This window comes from Acidovorax soli (assembly GCF_900107605.1).
Taxonomy (GTDB): Bacteria; Pseudomonadota; Gammaproteobacteria; order Burkholderiales; family Burkholderiaceae_C; genus Acidovorax; species Acidovorax soli.
In genome coordinates, this window is the sequence record NZ_FNQJ01000020.1 from 38574 (window position 1) to 56435 (window position 17862).

Annotated in this window: 19 protein-coding genes; 12 read left to right on the top strand and 7 right to left on the bottom strand. The window is 67.8% G+C overall.

The window, feature by feature from the left end; all coding sequences use genetic code 11:
• Positions 1–10: 10 nt before the first annotated feature.
• A complete protein-coding gene (locus tag BLW02_RS13155; RefSeq protein WP_092699277.1) occupies positions 11–1285 on the top strand; it encodes a YbfB/YjiJ family MFS transporter in 1275 nt (424 codons plus the stop codon).
• On the opposite strand, the gene BLW02_RS13160 is transcribed toward BLW02_RS13155, so the two are convergent.
• The 3 genes from BLW02_RS13160 to BLW02_RS13170 all read right to left on the bottom strand — a co-directional run bounded on the left by BLW02_RS13160 (position 1286) and on the right by BLW02_RS13170 (position 4970).
• Positions 1286–2548: an ATP-binding protein gene (locus BLW02_RS13160; RefSeq protein ID WP_092699279.1), complete on the bottom strand. Its 1263-nt coding sequence runs from the start codon at positions 2546–2548 to the stop codon at positions 1286–1288. It abuts the gene before it with no gap.
• Positions 2549–2709: 161 nt separating this feature from the next.
• Positions 2710–3429, bottom strand: coding sequence for a response regulator transcription factor (locus tag BLW02_RS13165; RefSeq protein WP_092699281.1), 720 nt, complete (start codon positions 3427–3429; stop codon positions 2710–2712).
• Positions 3430–3587: 158 nt separating this feature from the next.
• Entirely contained in the window at positions 3588–4970 is a 1383-nt protein-coding gene (locus BLW02_RS13170; protein ID WP_092699283.1) for an AmpG family muropeptide MFS transporter, read from the bottom strand.
• Between the two features lie 32 nt (positions 4971–5002).
• Between BLW02_RS13170 and BLW02_RS13175 the strand changes: the two genes are divergently transcribed.
• The gene (locus tag BLW02_RS13175; RefSeq protein ID WP_092699285.1) at positions 5003–5854 is read left to right on the top strand and encodes a M48 family metallopeptidase; all 852 of its coding nucleotides are present in this window, start codon (positions 5003–5005) and stop codon (positions 5852–5854) included.
• 42 nt (positions 5855–5896) lie between these two features.
• On the opposite strand, the gene BLW02_RS13180 is transcribed toward BLW02_RS13175, so the two are convergent.
• Genes BLW02_RS13180 through BLW02_RS13190 form a run of 3 tightly spaced genes read right to left on the bottom strand, consistent with a single transcriptional unit; the run spans position 5897 to position 9068 of the window.
• Entirely contained in the window at positions 5897–6535 is a 639-nt protein-coding gene (locus BLW02_RS13180) for an MBL fold metallo-hydrolase (protein ID WP_092699287.1), read from the bottom strand.
• Positions 6536–6588: 53 nt separating this feature from the next.
• Positions 6589–7362 carry a GntR family transcriptional regulator gene (locus BLW02_RS13185; protein ID WP_092699289.1) on the bottom strand — a complete coding sequence of 258 codons (774 nt, stop codon included), beginning with the start codon at positions 7360–7362 and terminating at the stop codon, positions 6589–6591.
• Between the two features lie 14 nt (positions 7363–7376).
• Positions 7377–9068 (bottom strand): sigma-54-dependent Fis family transcriptional regulator, encoded by a 1692-nt coding sequence (locus BLW02_RS13190; RefSeq protein WP_092699344.1) that lies wholly within the window; start codon positions 9066–9068, stop codon positions 7377–7379.
• Positions 9069–9361: 293 nt separating this feature from the next.
• Between BLW02_RS13190 and BLW02_RS13195 the strand changes: the two genes are divergently transcribed.
• The 10 genes from BLW02_RS13195 to BLW02_RS13240 all read left to right on the top strand — a co-directional run bounded on the left by BLW02_RS13195 (position 9362) and on the right by BLW02_RS13240 (position 16787).
• On the top strand, positions 9362–9595 hold the full coding sequence (locus BLW02_RS13195) for a phenol hydroxylase subunit (protein WP_342029670.1): 234 nt from the start codon (positions 9362–9364) through the stop codon (positions 9593–9595).
• Positions 9596–9608: 13 nt separating this feature from the next.
• Positions 9609–10601, top strand: a complete 993-nt coding sequence (locus BLW02_RS13200) for a ferritin family protein (RefSeq protein ID WP_092699293.1) — start codon at positions 9609–9611, stop codon at positions 10599–10601.
• A gap of 14 nt (positions 10602–10615) precedes the next feature.
• Entirely contained in the window at positions 10616–10909 is a 294-nt protein-coding gene (locus tag BLW02_RS13205) for an MmoB/DmpM family protein (RefSeq protein ID WP_092699346.1), read from the top strand.
• Positions 10910–10948: 39 nt separating this feature from the next.
• Positions 10949–12532, top strand: coding sequence for an aromatic/alkene/methane monooxygenase hydroxylase/oxygenase subunit alpha (locus tag BLW02_RS13210; RefSeq protein WP_092699295.1), 1584 nt, complete (start codon positions 10949–10951; stop codon positions 12530–12532).
• Positions 12529–12885 (top strand): phenol hydroxylase subunit P4, encoded by a 357-nt coding sequence (locus BLW02_RS13215; RefSeq protein WP_092699297.1) that lies wholly within the window; start codon positions 12529–12531, stop codon positions 12883–12885. The genes BLW02_RS13210 and BLW02_RS13215 overlap by 4 nt, the downstream gene beginning before the upstream one ends.
• Positions 12886–12948: 63 nt before the next feature.
• The gene (locus tag BLW02_RS13220; protein ID WP_092699300.1) at positions 12949–14013 is read left to right on the top strand and encodes an NADH:ubiquinone reductase (Na(+)-transporting) subunit F; all 1065 of its coding nucleotides are present in this window, start codon (positions 12949–12951) and stop codon (positions 14011–14013) included.
• Positions 14014–14021: 8 nt separating this feature from the next.
• Positions 14022–14378 (top strand): 2Fe-2S iron-sulfur cluster-binding protein, encoded by a 357-nt coding sequence (locus BLW02_RS13225; protein ID WP_092699302.1) that lies wholly within the window; start codon positions 14022–14024, stop codon positions 14376–14378.
• A 35-nt stretch (positions 14379–14413) separates the two neighbouring features.
• Positions 14414–15358, top strand: a complete 945-nt coding sequence (locus BLW02_RS13230; protein ID WP_092699304.1) for a catechol 2,3-dioxygenase — start codon at positions 14414–14416, stop codon at positions 15356–15358.
• 53 nt (positions 15359–15411) lie between these two features.
• Positions 15412–16305 (top strand): SphA family protein, encoded by an 894-nt coding sequence (locus BLW02_RS13235; protein WP_092699306.1) that lies wholly within the window; start codon positions 15412–15414, stop codon positions 16303–16305.
• A 5-nt stretch (positions 16306–16310) separates the two neighbouring features.
• Positions 16311–16787 (top strand): GlcG/HbpS family heme-binding protein, encoded by a 477-nt coding sequence (locus tag BLW02_RS13240; protein WP_244273693.1) that lies wholly within the window; start codon positions 16311–16313, stop codon positions 16785–16787.
• A 43-nt stretch (positions 16788–16830) separates the two neighbouring features.
• Here the strand turns inward: BLW02_RS13240 and BLW02_RS13245 are convergent, their stop codons facing one another.
• Positions 16831–17754: a LysR family transcriptional regulator gene (locus BLW02_RS13245; RefSeq protein WP_092699308.1), complete on the bottom strand. Its 924-nt coding sequence runs from the start codon at positions 17752–17754 to the stop codon at positions 16831–16833.
• Positions 17755–17862 lie beyond the last annotated feature (108 nt).

Below are 17862 nucleotides of genomic sequence, written 5' to 3' on the forward strand. Positions count from 1 at the left end.
AAACCACGCTATGGAACCACAGGCCACCGCCCACCCCGCACCAACGCCCTGGGCTGACCGGCCCCTTGTCGTGGCGCTGGCGGGCATGCTGGCGCTGGCCGTGGCCATGGGCGTGGGGCGCTTTGCGTTCACACCGCTGCTGCCCATGATGCTGCACGACGGCGTGCTCACGCTCGCCGAGGGCAGCTGGCTGGCCACGGCCAATTACGTGGGCTACCTGGTGGGCGCCCTGGCCTGCATGGCACTGCCCTGGCTGGCGCCCGGGTTCTACGCCCGCTGGCACCCGGCACGGCTGGCGCGCGCGGGGCTGGTGGCCACGGTGCTGCTCACGCTGGCCATGGCGCTGCCGATACCCGCCAGCTGGCCGGCGCTGCGTTGGGTGGCGGGGGCGGCCAGCGCCGTGGTGCTGCTCAACGTGGCGGCCTGGTGCATGGTGCGCCTGGCGGCGCTGGGCCGGCCGGCCATGGGCGGGCTGATCTTCTGCGGGCCGGGCGTGGGCATCGTGCTCACGGGGCTGGCGGCCAGCGCCATGGTGGCCGGGCAGTGGCGGGCGGCTTCGGGCTGGGTGGTGTTCGGCGGGCTGTCGGTGCTGCTGTGCGTGGGGGTCTGGCCCGTGGTGCGGGGTCGGGCGGCCCAGGTCCGGGCCACGGACCCTGCAAAGGGGGCGCCGCCGGCTGCGGCGCGGGCGCAGGGCGCCGGTACGGCGGTGGCGCGGGCCGTGCATGCGCTGGCCTATGGCCTGGCGGGGCTGGGTTACATCGTCACCGCCACCTTTCTGCCCGTCATCGCGCGCGCCGCGCTGCCGCCGGGTTCACCCTGGCCGGACCTTTTCTGGCCGGTGTTCGGTGCCGGCGTGGCGATGGGCGCGGCGCTGAGCACGCGGGCGCCCCCGGCCTGGGACCGGCGCTGGCTGCTGCTGGCCGCCTATGCGCTGCAGGCGCTGGGCATTGCGCTGGGGCTGGCCTGGCCCACGCCCGCCGGTTTTGCGCTCAGCAGCCTGTGCGTGGGCCTGCCGTTCACGGCCATCACCTTCTATGGCCTGCAGGAGGCGCGGCGCCTGTGGCCGGCTTCGGCCGACAGTTTTGCCAGCCTGGTGACGGCCGTCTACGGCCTGGGCCAGATCGCCGGGCCGCCCCTGGTGGCCTGGCTGATTGCGCAGGGCGATCCGGGCCGGGGCTTTGCGCGCGGCCTGGCGCTGGCGGCGGCCGCGCTGGTGGCCGGGGCGGTGATGTACGGGCTGTCGGCCTGGCGTTGGCCACTGCCGCCGCACCGCAGGGCGCGCTGATCAGTGCGGAGCGGGTGCCGTGGTGGCTGTGGGTGAGGCAGGTGCCAGCGGCAAGGACAGCACAAAACATGCGCCACTGGCGCCGTCGGGTCGATCATCGCACCGCACCGAGCCGTTGTGCCGCTCGGCAATCGAGCGCACCAGGGCCAGCCCCAGGCCCACGCCGCCGGCACGTTCGCTGGCACCCGGCAGGCGGTAGAAGGGCTCGAAGATGCGTTCGCGCAAGGCGGGGGGAACGCCAGGCCCCTGGTCGAGCACGCTCAAGCGCGCCTGGCCGTTGTGCCGCTGCACCACCGCCGTGATGGTGCCCTGGCTGTAGCGGCGTGCGTTTTCCAGCAGATTGCGCAGCGCGCGGCGCAGCAGCTTGGCCACGCCGCGCACTTGCAGCGCATCGGCGCTGGCGCTGACATCCAGGTCGGCACCGACCCGGGCGCATTCCTCGGCGGCCAGTCCGATCAGGTCCACCAGCTCCACCGTGCCCACATCGGCCTCGCGCGCGTCCAGCCGGCTGGACAACAGGATTTCGTCGACCAGCTGGTCGAGCTCGGCGATGTTGCGCAGGATTTCTTCGCGGAACGCGGGTGAGGGCTGCTGTCCGCCCATCAGCTCCAGGCCCATGCGGATGCGCGTGAGCGGCGAGCGCAGCTCGTGCGAGGCATTGGCCAGCAGCGACTTGTGGGTCTTGACCAGGGCCTCGATGCGGGCGGCGGCGGCATTGAACTGGCGCGCCAGGTGGGCCACCTCGTCCTGCCCCTGCTCGGGCACGCGCACCGACAGGTCGCCCTCGCCAAAGCGCTGCACGCTGCGCTGCAGGGTCTCCAGCCGCTGCAGCAGGCGGCGGATGATGGGAAACACCCCCACGGCCACGGCCAGGCCCACCAGGCCCAGCATCCACAGGAAGCCGAAGGGGGGCCGGGTCCAGAAGGCGGCGTCGGCGCGGCGGTTGGGCCCGGGGTGATTGCCCCGGTCGCCGCGCGGTGCCAGCTGCAGGCTGTAGGTGCTGCCGTCGGCGCTGTCAATGCTCAGCTCCAGCCCCTCGCCCGGCGGTCCGGGCACGCGCGTGGCGAGCCCGGCGACCAGCGTGTGGCCCTCGCTGTCGCGCAGCACCACTTCGCGGGCGGGCGGCGCCATGGGTTGTGCGTTCTGCTCGGCGGCAATGCGCCAGGCCCAGCCCACGGCCAGGGTGAGCACGGCCACGCCGCCGACCACGGCCAGCCAGATGCGCAGGTACAGGCGGCGCGAAAAAAGATCAAACACCGCCATGCCCCGCACCCGTGGACTGCGGCCCGCGCAAGGGGCGCGGCCCCAGCCAGGGCCGCCGTGCAAGGGCCGCCCCGCCGCACTGGCGGCGTCCCTCTTCCCGCAGCGCGCAGCGATGCGAGAGAAGGGGGAAAGCGCGCAGCGCCACAGGGGGATGTTTCACGTCAATCCTGCTGCTTGGCAAAGACGTAGCCCACGCCGCGCACCGTCAGGATGCGGCGCGGGTTCTTGGCGTCCACCTCGATGGCCGCGCGGATGCGGCCCATGTGCACGTCGATCGAGCGGTCAAACGCCTCCAGTTCGCGGCCGCGCACGGCTTCCATGATCTGGTCGCGCGTGAGCACGCGGCCGGCGCGCTCGGCCAGCGCCACCAGCAGGTCGAACTGGTAGGAGGTGAGGTCGGCCGCCGCGCCGGCCACCGTCACGCTGCGGGCATCGCGGTCGATTTCGAGGGTACCGAAGCGCAGGGTCTGCGCGGCCGGCGCGCTGGCGCCGTCGGTGCGCCGGCGCAATATGGCGCGGATGCGGGCCAGCAGCTCGCGGGGTTCAAACGGCTTGGGCAGGTAGTCGTCGGCGCCCAGCTCCAGGCCGATGATGCGGTCCATGGGGTCGCCCTTGGCGGTGAGCATGAGCACCGGCACCTGGGCGGCGGGCCCCTGCAGCGCGCGGATGCGGCGGCAGACATCCAGGCCGTCCATGTCGGGCAGCATCAGGTCGAGGATGACCAGGTCGGGCAAGGGGCCCGCGCTTTCGCCCTGCAACTGCGCCAGGCCGCTGGCGCCGTCGGCGCGGTGCGTGACATGCAGGCCCGACTGGCCCAGGTATTCGCCCACCATCTGGGCCAGGCGGGCGTCGTCTTCGATCATCAGCAGGTGCGAGCTCATCGGGGCAGTGTAGTGGGGTGGTGGAGCCGGTGGGGGCAGGGCTCCATGGTGGCCCGCAGGCGTCGCGCAGCGTTGAAGCCGCCGTAAAGTTCCGGTAAACCGGGCAAGCGGAGAAATGCTAGAGTGCTATTTCTTCAATAGCGGCTAGCGCTTTATATTCAAGCGCTAGCGGGTGTTTTGATTCGTGAAACAAACCACACCAGCGCCAGCACCGGCAGCCCCAGCAGGGCCGTGGCCGTGAAGAAATGCGCATAGCCATGCGCGTTGACATAGTCGCCCGAGAAACCCGCCACAAACTTCGGCAGCAGCAGCATCATCGAGCTGAACAGCGCGTACTGCGTGGCCGAATAGCTCACATTGGTCAGGCTCGACAGGTAGGCAATGAAGGCGGCCGAGGCAATGCCGCTGGCCAGGTTGTCGGCCGACACCACGGCGATCAGCGCCGTCACGTCGTGCCCGTGCCCCGCCAGCCAGGCAAACAGCAGGTTGCTGCCGGCGCTGAGCACGGCGCCCAGCATCAGGATGCGCATCACCCCCAGGCGCATGGACAGCACGCCGCCCACAAAGGCGCCCACCAGCGTCATGACGACGCCATAGACTTTGGTGACCGCCGCCACCTCGTCCTTGGTAAACCCCATGTCCACATAAAACGGGTTGGCCATGATGCCCATGACCACGTCGCTGATGCGGTACACGGCGATCAGCGCCAGGATCTGCGCGGCCTGCCAGCCATAGCGGCCCAGAAAATCGGCGAACGGATCGACCACGGCACCCTTGAGCCATTCGGCGGCGTTCTTGGCAGGCGGCAGCACCACCGGCACCGGCTCGCGCGAGAACAGCACCGTGACGATGCCCACGGCCATCGATGCCGCCATGGCCAGGTAGGCGGCCTGCCAGGCGCCGTTTTGGTAGGCGGCCGCACCCTGGGCCACGGCCTCGCCCGCCACCTGCCCCACGGCGGGCGCCACTTCCGAGCGCGCAGCGATCCACAGCACGCCGGCGCCGGCCCAGATCATGGCCAGGCGGTAGCCCGTCTGGTACGAGGCGGCCAGTGCGGCCTGGCGGTCGGCGTCGGCCGATTCGATGCGAAAGGCATCGAGCGCAATGTCCTGCGTGGCCGAACCAAAGGCCACCGCCAGGGCGCACCACACGATGGGGCCGAGCGTCAGGCGCGGGTCGGCCAGCGCCATGCCCACGAGGCCGGCCACCACCATGCCCTGCGACAGCAACAGCCAGCTGCGCCGCCGCCCCAGCCAGCGCGTGAGCAGCGGCAGCGGCATGCGGTCCACCAGCGGCGCCCACAGCCATTTGAAGCCATAGGCCAGGCCCACCCAGCTGAGATACCCGATGGTGCTGCGGTCGATGCCCGCCTCGCGCAGGCGAAACGAGAGTGTGCCCAGCACCAGCAGCAGCGGCAGGCCCGCCGAGAAGCCCAGCGTCAGCATGCGCAGGCTGGCGGGTTCGAGGTACACGCGCAGGGTCTGCAGCCAGGGGGGGCGCACGGCGGGGGGGTGGGGTGGGGTCGGGGAGGTGTCTGACATGGGGCCGGGCGGTTTTTGTCTATTATTCCTGCATGTGCCTGCTCTGCCTCCCACCCTCCGTTGCGCCGTCGTCACCCTGGTCTGCGCGCCGCGCCTTCCTGCTGGCTGCGGGTGCCAGCGCCGCCGCGCCCGTGCTGGCGCAGGTGGATGTGGGCTCGGCATCGAGCCTGCGCAAGCTGGTGCCCGCCGAGACGCTGGAGAACTCCGCCGCCCAGCAGTACCAGCAGATGCTGCAGCAGGCCAAGGCCCAGCGCGCCCTGGCGCCGGCAGGGCACCCGCAGCTGCAGCGCCTGCATGCCATTGCCAAAAGGCTGATCCCGCATGCCGCACCCTGGAACGACCGGGCACGGCAATGGCGTTGGGAGGTCAACCTCATCGGCAGCTCGCAGGTCAATGCCTTTTGCATGCCGGGCGGCAAGATCGCCTTCTACACCGGCATCCTCGACCAGCTCAAGCTCACCGACGACGAGGCCGCGATGATCATGGGCCACGAAATGGCCCACGCCCTGCGCGAGCATGCGCGCGAGCGCATCGCCAAGACGCAGGGCACCAACCTGGCGCTGCGCCTGGGTTCGCAGTTGCTGGGCCTGGGCGACCTGGGCAATGCGGCAGCCAGCCTGGGCGGGCAGCTGCTCACGCTGCAGTTCAGCCGTGCTGACGAAAGCGATGCGGACCTGGTGGGGCTGGAGCTGGCCGCGCGCGCGGGCTACCAGCCCTCGGCCGCCGTGAGTCTGTGGCAAAAGATGGGCAACGCCACCGGCAGCAAGCAGGGCGGCCTGGCCTTTTTGTCCACCCACCCCTCGGGTCCGGCGCGCATCCGCGCGCTGGAGCAGAACGTACCCAAGGTGCAGGGGCTGTACGAAGCGGCCCGGCGCGGCGGCTAGTTTGCTATTGAAGTAATAGCGAAAAATCTCTTCCGCCATGCATCACGTGCCGCCCACATAAGGGTTGCTCTGCCGCTCCCGTCCGAACGAGCTTTCCGGCCCGTGGCCGGGGATGAACACCGTCTGGTCGCCCATGGGCCACAGGCGCTGCGTGATGCTGGCTATGAGCTGCTGGTGGTTGCCCTGGGGGAAGTCGGTGCGGCCGATGCTGCCGGCAAACAGCACGTCGCCCACAAAGGCCCGGTCGATCTGCGGCGCATGGAACACCACATGGCCCGGCGTATGGCCGGGGCAGTGGCGCACGTTCAGCGTTTCGTGGCCGATCTGCACCTGGTCGCCATCGTGCAGCCAGCGGGTGGGCGTGAAGTGCTGCGCGGGCGGAAAACCGAACATCGCGCTTTGCTGCGGCAGGCCATCAATCCAGAACTGGTCGCCGGGGTGCGGCCCCACGATGGGCAGCGCAAGGCGCTGGGCCAGCTCGCCGGTGCCGCCGGCGTGGTCAATATGGGCGTGGGTGAGCCAGATCTGTTCCAGCGTGAGGCCCAGGCGCTGGATCTCGGCCAGCAGCAGATCCAGATCGCCACCGGGGTCGATGACGGTGGCCTTGCGGGTGGCGTCGCACCAGACGATGGAGCAGTTTTGCTGGAAGGGCGTGACGGGGATGGTGAGGTACTGGAGCATGGAGGGGACCGTTCTGGTGCCGCGGCGGCAGGCCCGAACGATAGCGCAAACGTTCAGCCGGCCATCGGTGCGGGCGCGGCGTCAGGGGGGGCCCCTGTGGGTAAGGTCAGCTGGCCGTTGCGCAGTGCCTGCGCCAGCAGGTCGGGTGTGGCGCGGATATGGGCTTCCAGCGCCAGCGCCGCGCGGGCTTCGCGGCCTGCGATGGCCTGCTCGAAGATCTCGGTGTGCTCGGCGTGCACGTCGCGCACCGAGCCGGGCAGGCCCATGGCGTAGCGGCGGTAGCGCTCGCCATGGCGCGCCAGCAGGCCCAGTACCTTGCGTGTCCATGGCGATTCCTGTCCGGCCAGCAGGGCTTCATGAAAACGCACGTTCAGGATTTCCCACCGGCGCCGGTGCGCCGTCTGAAAGGGTTGCTCCAGTGCCGAGATGGCGTCGTAGCTTTGCCGCAGCGCGGCCCGCCAGTGCGCTCCGCCGTTGCGGATCGACAGGCGCAGCGCATCGATCTCGACATGCACCCGCAGGCGGGTGATGTCTTCCAGTTCCTCGAGCGTGATCGGGGCCACGCGAAAGCCACGCTGCCCTTCCGTGGTCACCAGCGCATCGCTGGCCAGCCGGGTGATGGCCTCGCGCAGCGTGCCGGCGCCCACGTTGTACTGCACCCGCAGGTGCTCGATCGGCAGCTTGCTGCCGGGCTCCAGCCGGCCTTCGATGATGTCGTCGCGCAGCTCGGCATAGGTCTGCTCGATCAGGGTGCGCGAGATGGTGTCGCCCGCGCCTGCAAGGTCGTGGTCGGTGTTCAGCGCGTGCAGATAGGGACGTTTGGCCATGGTGATCCGTGGGGTCAGGCCTGCGCGCGCTCGTTCAGGCGCGATAGCCGGTAGCTCAACTGGGGGCGCGTCAGGCCCAGTGCGCGCGCGGCGGCCGAGAGATTGCCGCCGGCGCGTGCCACGGCTTCGCGGATCAGTGTGTCTTCCAGGGCCTCCAGGGTCAGGCCGCTGTTTTGCAGCTGGTCGTAGAGCTGCGTGGCCTGGGCCGTGGCGGTGGTGGTGCGCTCCAGCGTGCCGGCGGCATTGACGGTGGCGCCCGGCTGCATCGTGATGTGCGGAAACAGCACCTCGGCGTCCACGCTCTCGTCCGACGGGGTGAGGATGACACCGCGCTCGATCAGGTTCTCCAGCTCGCGCACATTGCCTGGCCAGGCATGGGCGCGCATCGCCAGCAGGGCCCGGTCGGTGAAGCCCGCCATGCGCTTGCCGTGTTGCACCGCATACTTTTGCAGCAGGTGCATGGCAATCAGTTCGATGTCGTCGGTGCGTTCGCGCAGCGAGGGAATGCGGATGGGATAGATGTTCAGGCGGTACAGCAGGTCGCGCCGGAAGCGCCCCTCGGCCACGGCCTTTTCGAGGTCCACATTGGTGGCGGCCACCACGCGCACATCCACCTTGCGCACCTGGGTGCCGCCCAGGCGTTCGATTTCGCCGCTTTGCAGCACGCGCAGCAACTTGGCCTGCGCGGGCAGGGGCAGCTCGCCCAGCTCGTCGAGCATCAGGGTGCCGCCGTGCGCGCGCTCGAAGCGGCCGATGCGCGTGGCAGCGGCGCCGGTGTAGGCACCTTTCTCGGCGCCGAAGAGTTCGCTCTCGATCAGCTCGGCGGGCAGCGCCGCGCAGTTCACGGCCACGAAGGGTTTGTCGGCCCGTGCGCCCATGGCGTGCAGCGCACGGGCAAAGCGCTCCTTGCCCACACCGGTTTCGCCCGTGAGCAGCACGGTGACCTGCGTCTGCGCGGCCTTGCGCAGCAGCGCCACGGTCTGCTCGAATGCGTGCGAGCGCCCCACCAGCGGCCCCAGCTCATCGGCGGGCTGCAGCTGGGTGCGCAGGGTCTGCACCTGCGACTGCAGCTCGTCGAGCTTGACCAGCACCGATTCGGCGTCGTAGTCGCGTGCTATGGCGTCCCCGTCGGGCCACTCGTGCTGGAAGCGGCCCTCGATCATGCAGTGCCCTTGGCCACAGGCCGCGCATTGCACTTCCTTGAAGAGCGCCGCGCGGTGAAAGAACGCGCTGGTGTAGCCCGAGGCATAGCCCAGCAGCATCCAGCAGACGGGGCCATCCTGGGGGCCGAAGTCGCGCACATGGCTCTCGACCTCCCAGCTGTGGTCCCAGCGGAAAAACCCATGAAAGTGGCCCGCCGCTTCGTCGAGTTCAAAGACCTGCGGGGTGACCTGGACCGCGCCTTCCAGCATGTGCAACTGGGGGCCGACCGAGAACATCTCGAACAGCGATGCCTCGGGGCGCACCTGGCGTGCAAGCTGCGCGTCGCGCTCGCCCGAGGCATAGCCCGCGCGCATCAGCAGGCGGCGGGTCTGCGCCGGTCCCAGGGTGTTCATCAGCTCCCGGCGCAGGGCGCCCAGTGCGGCCGCATGCACCAGCAGCATGCGTTGCCCAGAAAGCCAGATGCGGCCGTCGCCCGCAGAAAAGTGCACCAGGCGGCGCAGATCGATATCGGGAGGCAGCGGGGGCAGGGCGGAGGCAGGCATCGGCGCACTATCGATAAAAAAATTGATGAGCGCCATCGGGTATGACCCCAGTACCGGTGGAATTCACCATTTCATCAGTTCCTGCTCGGTGGATTTGAGCATTTGATCATGCTGCACCGCGGCATCTTGCGGGCAAGGCGCCGGTGCGCGGCCGCCAGGGGGGCGCGGCAGCTTCCCGGTGCGGGGTTTTGTAGGGGCTAACCCTTGTTTTATCGATATTGAAGCTGTTTTATCGACAGTTGGCACGGCCCGTGCACCTGTTGACGGGCTAAAGCCAAAACATGGAGCCCGCAATGAACCCAGAACCACTGGCCACCGACAGCCTGCAATGCGATGTGTCGCGCAAGTTCGTCCGTGTGCTGAAAAGACGGGACAACGGTTTTATCGAGTTCGAGTTTTCGATCGGCTGGCCGGAGCTGGCGGTGGAGCTGATGCTGCCGCAGCGCGCGTTCGAGGCGTTCTGTCGGGCGCAACAGGTGCGCCCCCTCGGCGATCCGATCGAAGACCGCACCACCACCATCGTTTGAGGAGACACCGCACATGAACATTGACCTGCAGGCGCGCGAAATCCAGCCTTTGCGCAGCACCTTCGCCCGCGTGGCCGCGTACACGGGTGACAAACCCGCGTCGCGCTACCTGGAAGCCACGGTGGGCGTGCAGCCCACCGCGCATTTCCATTACCGCCCGACCTGGGAACCCGAATTCGAGCTGTTCGACACCGCACGCACGGCCGTCAAGCTGGCCGACTGGGATGCGCTGCGCGACCCGCGCCAGTTCTATTACGCCAACTGGACCATGGCGCGTGCGCGCCAGCAGGAGGCGATGGAGGCCAACTACCAGTTCGTGGAGTCGCGGGGGCTGATCGACAAGATTCCCGACGCGCAGCGCGCCGCCGCCTGCGCAGTGCTCATGCCGCTGCGCCATGTGGCCTGGGGCGGCAACATGAACAACAGCACGATCTGCTCACGCGGCTATGGCACGGCATTCACGGCGCCAGCCATGTTCCATGCCATGGACCAACTGGCCGTGGCCCAGTACCTCACGCGCCTGGGGCTGGCCCTGGGCGAGCCCGGTGCGCTCGACGCGGGCAAGAACGACTGGCTGCACGACCCGCGCTGGCAGCCGCTGCGCAAGCTGGTGGAAGACACGCTCGTCGTCAACGATCCGTTCGAGCTGTTCGTGGCACAGGACCTGGTCCTTGACGGCCTGCTGTACCCGCTGGTCTACACGCATTTCGTGGACGACCGCCTGGCAGTGCAGGGCGGCACGGCGGTGGCCATGCTGACGGCCTTCATGCCCGAGTGGCACGACGAGAGCGCGCGCTGGGTGGATGCGGTCACCAAGGTGGCTGCCGCCGCGTCGGACGAGAACCGGGCGCTGATCACCGGCTGGTTCAAGACCTGTGCCGACCTGGCGCAGGCCGCGCTGGCACCGGTGGCGGACATGGCGCTGGGGGCGCAAGGCAGTGTGGCCCTGGCCGCCGTGCGCACGGCGCTGGATGCCCGGGCGCGCAAGTCGGGCCTGGTCCTGTGAAGGAAGTCACCACCATGAACGCATCTACCGCACCCGTTGTCTCCAGCGTCTTCATCGCCTTTCAGGACAACGAAGAATCCCGCCCGGTCGTGGACGCCATCCTGGCGGACAACGCCCAGGCCAGCGCCACCTATCCACCGGGGCTCGTGAAGATCAACGCGCCCGGTCGCCTCGTGATCCGCCGCGAAACCATCGAAGAGCAGACCGGCCAGCGCTTCAACCTGCAGCAGCTGCACGTCAACCTGGTGACGCTGTCGGGATACATCGACGAAGACGACGACGAGTTTTCGCTGAGCTGGGAACACTGAGCCTGCGGGCCGTTGCACGAAACCATTAGGAGACAAACCATGGACGCACCTGTCATCAAGAAGAAACTGGGCCTCAAGGACCGCTACGCCGCCATGACGCGCGGCCTGGCCTGGGATACGACCTACCAGCCAATGGAAAAGGTCTTTCCGTTCGACCAGTACGAAGGCATCAAGATCCACGACTGGGACAAATGGGAAGACCCGTTTCGCCTGACCATGGACGCCTACTGGAAGTACCAGGGCGAGAAAGAAAAGAAACTCTACGCCGTGATCGAGGCCTTTGCGCAGAACAACGGCCAGCTCGGCATCTCGGATGCGCGCTATGTGAACGCGCTCAAGCTGTTCATCCAGGGCGTGACGCCGCTGGAGTACTACGCGCACCGCGGCTTTGCGCATGTGGGCCGGCATTTCACCGGTGCCGGGGCCCGCGTGGCCGCGCAGATGCAGTCCATCGATGAGCTGCGCCACTTCCAGACCGAGACGCACGCGCTGTCGCACTACAACAAGTACTTCAACGGCCTGCACCAGCCAACGCAATGGTTCGACCGCGTGTGGTACCTGTCGGTGCCCAAGTCGTTCTTCGAGGATGCGCTGTCGGGCGGGCCGTTCGAGTTCCTCACCGCCGTGAGCTTCTCGTTCGAGTACGTGCTGACCAACCTGCTGTTCGTGCCCTTCATGTCGGGTGCGGCGCACAACGGCGACATGTCCACGGTGACCTTCGGCTTCTCGGCGCAGTCCGACGAGTCGCGCCACATGACGCTGGGCATCGAGTGCATCAAGTTCATGCTGGAGCAGGATCCGGCCAACGTGCCCATCGTGCAGCGCTGGATCGACAAATGGTTCTGGCGCGGCTACCGCCTGCTCACACTGGTGGCCATGATGCAGGACTACATGCTGCCCAAGCGCGTGATGAGCTGGAAGGAAAGCTGGGAGATGTATGTCGAGGAAAACGGCGGCGCGCTGTTCCGCGACCTGGCGCGCTATGGCATCCGCGAGCCCAAGGGCTGGAAAGAAGCCTGCGAGGGCAAGGACCACATCAGCCACCAGGCCTGGAACACCTTCTACAACTACGGTGCCGCAGCCCCCTTCCACACCTGGATTCCCAAGGAGGACGAGCTGCAGTGGCTGAGCGAGAAGTACCCCGACACCTTCGACAAGTACTACCGCCCGCGCTTCGAGTACCTGCGCGAAGAACAAAAGGCCGGTCGGCGCATCTACAGCAAGACGCTGCCGATGCTGTGCAACACCTGCCAGATTCCGCTGCTCTTCACCGAACCGGGCGACCCCACCAAGATCTGCCACCGCGAGACCGAATACAAGGGCGACAAGTACCACTTCTGCAGCGATGGCTGCAAGGATGTGTTCGAGCACGAGCCCGAGAAGTACGTGCAGTCCTGGCTGCCGGTGCAGCAGATCTACCAGGGCCACTGCTTCAAGCCCGGTGTGGACCCAACGGCCGAAGGCTTCGATCCGCTGCTGGCCGTGCTCGACTGGTACGGCATGAACGTAGGCCGCGACAACTTCGACTTCGAGGGTTCGGAAGACCAGAAGAACTTTGCCGCCTGGCGCGGCGATCCAGTGCCGGGTGCAACGGCCGCCGCAGACCAAGGAGCACAGCCATGAGCGTTACCGCCCTCAAGCCCTACGACTTTCCCGCCAAGGACGTGCGCGCCAACTTCCCGGCGCCCCTGCTCTTCATCGGTTGGGACGAGCATCTGATGTTTCCCTGCCCGGTGGCGCTGCCCCTGCCTGCCGACATGCCTTTTGGCGCGCTGGCCCAGGCGGTGCTGCCCGGTGTCTATGGCGTGCACCCCGACTTTGACCGCATCGACTGGAACGAAGTCCAGTGGTTCAAGTCGGGCCAGCCCTGGACGCCCGATCCGGCCAAGAGCCTGGCCGACAACGGCCTGGGGCACAAGGACGCGATCCGCTTTCGGACACCGGGCCTGACCGGTATCCAGGGGTCTTTCAGCTAACCGTACCAGCCCGCACAGACGACGGGTGCCGCCACCGCGCAGCCCCGTCGTCCAGGACATGCCATGAGCTACCAACTGACACTCGAACCCCTGGGCGCCACCATCGAGGTGGAAGAAGGCCAGACCCTGCTGGACGCCGCGCTGCGCCAGGGCATCTACATTCCGCACGCCTGCGGCCATGGCCTGTGCGGCACCTGCAAGGTGCAGGTGACCGACGGCGAGGTGGACCATGGCGCGGCCAACCCGTTCGCCCTGATGGAAATGGAGCGTGACGACGGCAAGACCCTGGCCTGCTGCGCCACCCTGCAGTCGGACGCCACCATCGAGGCCGACTTTGACGACGACCCCGATGCCAAGGTGATACCGGTGCGCGACTTCACCGCCACGGTGGCGCGCATCGAGCAGCTCACGCCGACCATCAAGGCCCTGCACCTGCGCCTGGACCGGCCCATCCATTACCAGGCCGGGCAGTATGTGCAAGTGCAGATTCCGGGCGTTGACGGGGGGCGCGCCTTCTCGATTGCCAATGCGCCCGGTGCCGATGGCCAGAGCAGCGAGATCGAGCTGAACGTGCGCCAGGTGCCCGGCGGCGCTGGAACCACCTGGCTGCACGAGTCTTTGAGAGAAGGCGACCGGCTGCAACTGACCGGGCCCTACGGCCGTTTCTTTGTGCGCCGTTCGGCCGCCATGCCCATGGTGTTCATGGCGGGCGGTTCGGGCCTGTCCAGCCCGCGCGCCATGATTCTGGAGCTGCTGGCCAGTGGCTGCACGCAGCCCATCACGCTGGTGTACGGGCAGCGCAGCGCGCAGGAGCTGTACTACGACGCCGAGTTCCGCGCCCTCGCAGAGTGCCACCCGCATTTCACCTACGTGCCGGCACTTTCGGACGCCGCCGGGAGCGATGGCTGGAACGGCGCGCGCGGCTTTGTTCACGAAGCGGCGAAAGCGCACTTTGGTGGCAGCTTCGCCGGCCACAAGGCCTACCTGTGCGGCCCCCCGCCCATGATCGAAGCCTGTATCGGCGCGCTGATGCAGGGGCGCCTGTTCGAGCGCGACATCTACACCGAGAAATTCCTCTCGGCCGCCGATGCGCAGCAGGCGCGCAGCCCCTTGTTCAAAACCATCTAGGAGCCGCCATGGGAGCCAACCCCTGTTCGCAAGTGCGCGTCAGCGTGTCGCAGACCGGCGACTGTTTTGACTGTGCCACCAACGAAAGCCTGCTGGCCGGCATGTTGCGGCTGGGCCGCAAGGGCATCCCGGCCGGCTGCGTCAACGGCGGCTGCGGGGTCTGCAAGGTGCGCATTGTGGAAGGGGCGGTGCAGTCGCTCGGACCCGTCAGCCGGGCGCATGTCAGCACCGAAGAAGAAGCCAGTGGCTACACGCTGGCCTGCCGCGTGGCGCCCACCCAGGCGGTGTGCCTGGAAGTGGCCGCCCGGTTGCGCAAGCCTTTTCTGGGCAGCGCTACCCCGGTGGCGCAACGCCCTGCCAACTGAACCAATGAAGATTTACCAACCGAAGGAGACATGAAATGGGTGTACTAAGAATCGGCCACGCGAGCCTGCGGGTCATGGATATCGCCGCTGCCGTCAAGCACTACGAAGAGGTCCTGGGCCTCAAGACGGTCATGAAGGACAACGCCGGCAACGTCTATCTGAAGTGCTGGGACGAGTGGGACAAATACTCCATCATCCTCACGCCCAGCGACCGTGCGGGCCTGAACCACGTGGCCTACAAGGTGGAGAAAGACGAGGACCTGGAGGCGCTGCAGGCCCGCATCGAGGCCTGGGGCATCCAGACCACGCTGCTGCCGGAAGGCACGCTGCCCTCCACCGGCCGCATGCTGCAGTTCAACCTGCCCAGCGGCCACGAAATGCGCCTGTATGCCATGAAGGAATACGTGGGCACCGACGTGGGCACCGTCAATCCCGATCCCTGGCCCGACGGCATCCGGGGCGCGGGCGCGCACTGGCTCGACCACCTGCTGCTGATGTGCGAGATGAACCCCGAGGCGGGCATCAACAAAGTGCAGGACAACACGCGCTTCATGAAGGAATGCCTGGACTTCTTCCTGACCGAGCAGGTGCTGGTCGGCCCCCAGGGCGATATGCAGGCCGCCACCTGGATGGCGCGCACCACCACGCCGCACGACATCGCCTTTGTGGGCGGCCCGGTCAGCGGCCTGCACCACATCGCGTTCTTCCTGGATTCGTGGCACGACGTGCTCAAGGCCGCCGATGTCATGGCCAAGAAGAAGGTCAAGATCGACGTGGCCCCCACGCGCCACGGCATCACGCGCGGCGAGACCATCTACTTCTTCGACCCCAGCGGCAACCGCAACGAAACCTTTGCCGGCCTCGGTTACCTGGCGCAGCCCGACCGCCCCGTGACCACCTGGAGCGAGGACAAGCTGGGCAGCGGGATCTTCTTTCACACCGGTGAACTGGTGGCGTCCTTCACGGACGTGTACACCTGAAGCGGCGCCCCGGCTCCGCTATTTCCTCTTTGCTTCGTTGTACGAGAAAACCCATGAAGAAAACATTTGCAGCGACCGCCCTGCTGGCGGGTCTGGGCAGCCTGGCGCCCCTGGCCGCCCAGGCGGAAGGCCATTACGTTCCCGGTGTGGAAGGCGCACAGGCCGCCAGCGTGCCGCCGCCCGGCTTGTATTACCTGGGCTATGTGGTGAACTACAACATCAACAGCTTTCGCGCACCGGGCTCCAGCACCGATCTGCCGGGGCACAACAGCGGCACCGTCACCGCGCTGGCCAATCGCTTTGTCTGGATGACGGGCCACAAGGTGCTGGGTGCCGATTACGGTGTCGAGGCCATCGTGCCGCTGGTGCGGACCTCGCTGACCATCCATGCCGCGGGCATCGCGGACAGCCGTTCGGGTGTGGGCGACGTTTACGTCGGCCCCCTGGTGCTGGGCTGGCACGGCGCGCAGTGGGATGCCGTGGCGGCCGCCGGCATGTGGCTGGATTCGGGCAACACCGACCATCCGGCATCGGCGGGCAAGGGCTTCAAGAGCACGATGCTGACCGGTGGTGCGACCTACTACTTCGATGCCGCCAAGACGATTTCGGGTTCGGCCTTGTTGCGCTTCGAGCGCCATGGCAAGACCGACAGTGGCTTTCGCCATGGCAACCAGGCCACGGTGGAGTGGGGGCTGGCCAAGGTGTTTGGCCCGGTGCAGGCGGGGGTGGTGGGCTACAGCCAGTGGCAGACCAGCAACGACAGCGGCCCGGGCGCCAGCGCCGACAAGTCCTCGCGGCACGCGCTGGGCGCCGAACTGGTGTACCCGATCGCTGCCGCCGGCGTGTTCCTCAAGGGCGCGGTCTACAAGGAGTTTCGCGCCGAAGCCGGCACCGGCCCGCAGCCCAAGGGGAACCTGGTGCGGCTGACGATGGTCAAGGCCTTCTGAACGCCATGGCCATGCCAGATCCCAGCGTTGGCTCCGGTGCTGCCTCTCTGAGCCGGGAGCAGCGCGTGATCGATGCCACCGCGGCCCTGTGCGCCGTGGCGGCAGCGGTGCAGGCCGCCACCGCCCTGGGCGTGCAGGTCAACGTGGCGGTGGTCGATACCGCCGGCGTGCTGGCGGCGTTCGTGCGCATGCCCGGCGCGCCGCTGCATTCGGTCGATATTGCCATCGACAAGGCCTACACCGCCACCAGTTTCGGCCTGCCGACCTCCCAGTGGCATGCGGTGCTGCAGCAACATTCGCCTGCGGTGCGCGAGGGGCTGGTGTTGCGCCCGCGCTTTGTCGCCTTTGGGGGCGGACTGCCCATCGTGGAGGGCGGCATGCGCATCGGTGCCATCGGTGTCTCGGGTGGCAGCGAAGCGCAGGACGAAGCCATCGCGGTCGCCGGCTTGCAGGCGCTGGGGCTTGCGCCTTCCGAGGCCTGACGGGAAGACCATGGCCGACCTACCATCCATGGCCATGGCAGGGTCAATCCCGCCCGCCCGCGTCCCGGCCCTTCGTGCTCTGGGCGTTGGCAAACGCACCCACCACCTCCAGAAATGCCGCCAGTACCGGCGACATGTCGTCGGTGCGGTACAGGCAGCTGAGCTCGATGTCGCGCAGGTGGCGCGAGCGCAGCGGCCGGTACACCACCCCCGGCAGGCGCAGGCTGGTGGCCGAATGGGTGGTGATGCAGGCGCCAAAACCGCCCGCCACCAGGGCCACGCAGGTCAGCACATCTTCCACCGCCTGCACCACGTTCAGGCGAATGCCCTCGCGGTGGAAGGCGCTGGCCACCTCCTGGGCCAGCCCGGGCAGCGGGGCGTTGGGGTAGACGATCATCGGCTCGCCGTCCAGGTCGCGCAGCGTGATCTCCTGGCGTGCACACAGGGGATGGGTTTCCGGCAGGCCGACGACCAGTGTTTCCTGCAGCACGTTCAGTACCTCCAAGCCTGGCTCGGGGGGCACCAGCCGGTTGAAGCCGATGGTGATGCGGCGCTCGCGCAGCGCCTGCAACTGTTCGCCCTTGGTCAGGTTGTGCAGTTCGATGCGCACCTCGGGACGTGCCTGGTGGAAGGTGGCCAGCAGCCGGGGGATCACGTCCAGCACCCCCGAGCCGAAGATGCCCACGTCGAGCAGGCCGATCAGCCCCTGCCCGGCCTGCTGCGTGCGGTCGCGCGCGCGTTGCGTCAGCGACAGGATGTTGGGCACCTCGTCCAGCAGTGCCTGGCCGGCAGCGGTCAGCTCCACGCCCTTGGCGGTGCGCAGGAACAAAGGGGTTCCCAGTTCGTCCTCCAGCCCCCGGATCTGCCGTGTCAGCGGCGGCTGCGCCATGTGCAGCCGCGCTGCTGCCCGGCCGAAGTGCAGCTCCTGGGCGAGCGCAAGAAAGTATTTCATCTGGCGCAAATCCACTGTGCACCTCCTTTTTTTAATACCTCGAAGGTATCAGATTTGGAAAATTTGGTATTGGACAGTATGAGTCTCCCACCCTATCGTTACAGCCAGTCAGTGCTTGCGAGA